This window comes from Mucilaginibacter sp. (assembly GCF_028288105.1).
GTDB lineage: Bacteria > Bacteroidota > Bacteroidia > Sphingobacteriales > Sphingobacteriaceae > Mucilaginibacter.
Map to the genome: position 1 here is coordinate 1 of NZ_JAQBOI010000255.1, position 3,836 is coordinate 3,836.

4 protein-coding genes are annotated in these 3,836 nt (G+C 40.4%); 2 read left to right on the forward strand and 2 right to left on the reverse strand.

Features of this window, described 5'->3' with window-relative positions; translation table 11 throughout:
- The first annotated feature begins 390 nt into the window (after positions 1-390).
- A complete protein-coding gene (locus JWQ85_RS17400; RefSeq protein WP_299470269.1) occupies positions 391-2,178 on the forward strand; it encodes an ABC transporter ATP-binding protein in 1,788 nt (595 codons plus the stop codon).
- Positions 2,179-2,304: 126 nt separating this feature from the next.
- Positions 2,305-2,625, forward strand: coding sequence for a DUF3276 family protein (locus tag JWQ85_RS17405; protein WP_256538226.1), 321 nt, complete (start codon positions 2,305-2,307; stop codon positions 2,623-2,625).
- Positions 2,626-2,707: 82 nt separating this feature from the next.
- Here the strand turns inward: JWQ85_RS17405 and JWQ85_RS17410 are convergent, their stop codons facing one another.
- Together JWQ85_RS17410 and JWQ85_RS17415 are read right to left on the reverse strand one after the other, a co-directional pair.
- Entirely contained in the window at positions 2,708-3,193 is a 486-nt protein-coding gene (locus JWQ85_RS17410; RefSeq protein ID WP_299470274.1) for a DUF5362 family protein, read from the reverse strand.
- 65 nt (positions 3,194-3,258) lie between these two features.
- The coding region (locus JWQ85_RS17415; protein WP_299470276.1) for a magnesium transporter at positions 3,259-3,836 on the reverse strand (578 nt) is incomplete at its 5' end.

Here is a 3,836-nt window from a genome sequence, read left to right on the forward strand (position 1 = left end):
TACTATCGGTTGGTTGTTGAACAAGCATTTGGGGTACGTGCAATGTAATTTTTATTAGCACTGCAAAACTAAAGGTTTTTTTCCTTGTGGCAAAGTTTAGTTAGTGATGAAGGAGTAAAGAACAAAAGATGAAGGATAGGTGACGAGTGATATTTGCAAAAAGTGTGGAGTTAAATGATAAATGGCACAATTACATTTATTGGGCGTTGCCTTCGGCCGGGCTATGCGCTTATACTGCACGGGCCTTAGCCGCAAGGCCGGTATCCGCTCCTATCTCTAACGCGGTTGCCTTACACGGTCGTTGCTTCGCTGGTCGGGGTGAGTTAAATAGGAATTGACAATTCTCCGACTTGAATTATATATTTCATTACCTTACTTTTGACACAACACATGAAAGACCTCGCATACCTTAATAAATTCTTTTATAAATACCGCTGGCGCCTGGTTCCGGGTGTGCTGTTTGTTATTATATCAAACATTTTTGGTGTGCTGCCAGCCCAGGTTATCCGCGTAGCGTTTGATCTGGTTACCGAAAATATTGGAGTTTACCAGCTATTTGATGGTTTTAACAGGCAGGATGTTATTTATGACATATTTGGGTCGAGCTTGTTTTTATTTGGCATTTTGGTATTGATACTGGCCTTATTAAGGGGTTTATTCCTGTTCTTTATGCGGCAAACCATTATCCTGATGTCGCGGCATATTGAGTATGACCTTAAGAATGAAATATATGCCCATTACCAGGTTTTGTCCCTTGCCTTTTACCGCCGCCACAATACCGGCGACCTGATGAACCGCGTTACCGAAGATGTAAGCCGTGTGCGCATGTATCTTGGGCCGGGAATAATGTATACCATTAATACAGTTATCCTGTTTATGCTGGTAATATATGCCATGCTTACTGTGAATGTAAGGCTGGCTATATTCTCGGTACTTCCGCTACCTATTTTAGCGGTTATTATATTTTATGTAAATACCGTAATAGAGTACCGCAGTGAGCAGATCCAGCAACGTTTATCAGGATTGTCCAGCTTTGTGCAGGAGAACTTTTCGGGCATAAGGGTTATTAAATCATACGTACGTGAAGGTTTTGTGCGCCAAAAATTTGCCGAAGAAAGCGAAGATTATAAAACGCAAAGTATGGCCATGGCAAAAGTACAGGCCTTGTTTTTCCCGTCAATGTTGCTGCTGATAGGTTTAAGCAACGTTATTACCATATACATAGGTGGTGTTGAAGTAATGAAAGGCAATATTACTGCGGGTAACATTGCCGAGTTTATTGTGTACTTAAACATGCTTGCCTTCCCGGTTATATCGTTAGGCTGGGTAACTTCGCTGATACAGCGTGCAGCCGCTTCTCAAAAACGCATTAACGAATTTTTACATGAACAGCCAGAGATAAAATCGCCAAAGGCTGTAGCACACACACTTGCAGGCAAAATAGAATTCAGGAATGTATCATTTAACTATCCTGATACAGGTATTACCGCTTTAAAACAGGTTTCGTTTACAGTAAACCCCGGCGAAATGGTGGCTATAATAGGGCGAACAGGTTCGGGGAAATCAACCCTCGCTAATTTAATTATGCGGATGTATGATACCACCGGCGGGCAAATATTGATAGACGATAAACCCCTTACCCAGTTAAACCTTGATAATTACCGTTCGCAAATAGGCTTTGTTCCGCAGGAGGTTTTCCTGTTCTCGGATATCATATCGCATAACATTGCCTTTAGTGCCGATAAACTTGATATGCCTCGCGTAGAACAAGCCGCTAAAGATGCCGCGGTTTATAATAATATTATAGAATTAGAGCACGGTTTTGAAACGCTGATAGGCGAGCGTGGCGTAACCCTATCCGGCGGACAAAAGCAACGGGTAAGCATTGCACGTGCCATTGTAAAACAACCGCAGGTACTCATTTTTGACGATTGTTTATCAGCAGTGGATACCCGTACCGAAGAAGAGATATTAAATAACCTGGGGCGTATTATGCAGGACAAAACCAGCATCATTATATCGCACCGAATATCAACCATTAAAAACGCCGATAATATTTTGGTGCTTGACAATGGCGAAATAGTTGAACAGGGTACCCACATCCAACTAATGGATCTCAAAGGCTCTTATTTTGAGCTGTACGAAAAACAACTGCTCGAAGAGGAAGAACAGGCTTAAAACGCAACTCTATACCCCCATAAGGCGTAAAAGCTTCAATAAGTGCTTAATTATTGCTTAATTAAATACTTGCAATTGAATTTTTATATATATTTAAGCCACCAAAACTATTACAATAAAAAATTTATGGGAGATTTTGACAACAGAGAGCGCGAAGAGGTTTACTCGAAGAAGGTGAGGGCCGGGAAGAGGACTTATTTTTTTGATGTAAAAGCAACCAGGTCTAACGATTATTATGTGACTATCACTGAAAGTAAAAAACGTTTAGAGGATGGGGTTTTTATCAAACACAAGATCTTTTTATACAAAGAGGATTTTGAAAAGTTCGCTGAAGGGTTAAAGGATACCGTAGATTATATAAAAGAGCACCAGGAAGTTGTTGAGAAACGTTATGAGTTTAGCGACAACACCGAAGTGGCAAAAGCAGATGAAGATTTCTCTTTCTAAATATTAGAACTAAACTAACCTAAATTATACTAAAATACCCGCTCAAAAGGCGGGTATTTTGTTTTCATGCTTTCTGTGAGAATTACCTTCCCATCATTCCGGCTGCGCCACCAATAATTGCAAAAACAATTATTAGTGCATAAAGCCCCATAATAACTATTGTGCTTATTCCCCAAAGTTTAAAGAACGATTTTAACTTGCTCAGGGCAAGGGTTATTTCTTCAGTATTGCTAAATACTATCCCTTTTTTAATGCGATTGCCAAATTGGTATATATAAAGCGAGAAGAAAAAATAAAATACAGCGATTAACCCATATACAACGGTTAGCATTCCACCCATGGCAGCTGGATTCATTCCAGAGTTATTTGGTTGAAATTGTGATATGGCTGATAGAATGGTGCCTATAAACAAGGCTATTAACAAAATTAAGCCTGACAATATAAATCCGATGATGCCTAAAAAATAAGCCCACTCACCCGCTTTTTGTAAATAATATTGTGCTTCTTCGGTTAAAATTAGTTGCGGCTCAAGAGCAGCCGGTTGTACTGGAGTTTCGTCGATTTCCATTGTGTTGATTAAGGTTTAAATTCTTTTAAAGATATAAATATTATTAAAACCTAATCAATAAAAACTTACAGCAGTATGCCTTTCATAAACATTACCGCTACGCTAAAATAAATAATAAGCCCGGTAACATCAACCAGCGTTGCTACAAACGGGGCCGATGAAGTGGCAGGGTCGGCGCCTAATTTTTTCAACAATAGCGGCAACATTGAACCCGCCAACGATCCCCAAAGCACTACTCCTATCAGCGAAAAGCCTATTGTTGCGCCAACCAGCATCCAATGTGGCCCATACAGGGAACTGAACATACTAAAGGCAGCTATCCTTAAAAAGCCAATAATTCCTAATGTTATTCCCAACATTAAACCAGAGATGATCTCGCGGCGCATTACTCGCCACCAATCGGCAATGGTAACCTCGCCCAATGCCATTGCCTGGATAATAAGGGTTGAAGCCTGCGAACCGCTATTACCACCGCTTGATATGATCAAGGGGATAAATAGTGCCAGCACCACAGCTTTTTCTATGGCGTGCTCAAAAAAACCCATTGCTGTAGCCGTAAGCATTTCGCCCAAAAATAAAATAACCAACCAGCCAACACGTTTTTTCACCAGGCGGAACAGGTTTATATCTAAATAAGGTTCGT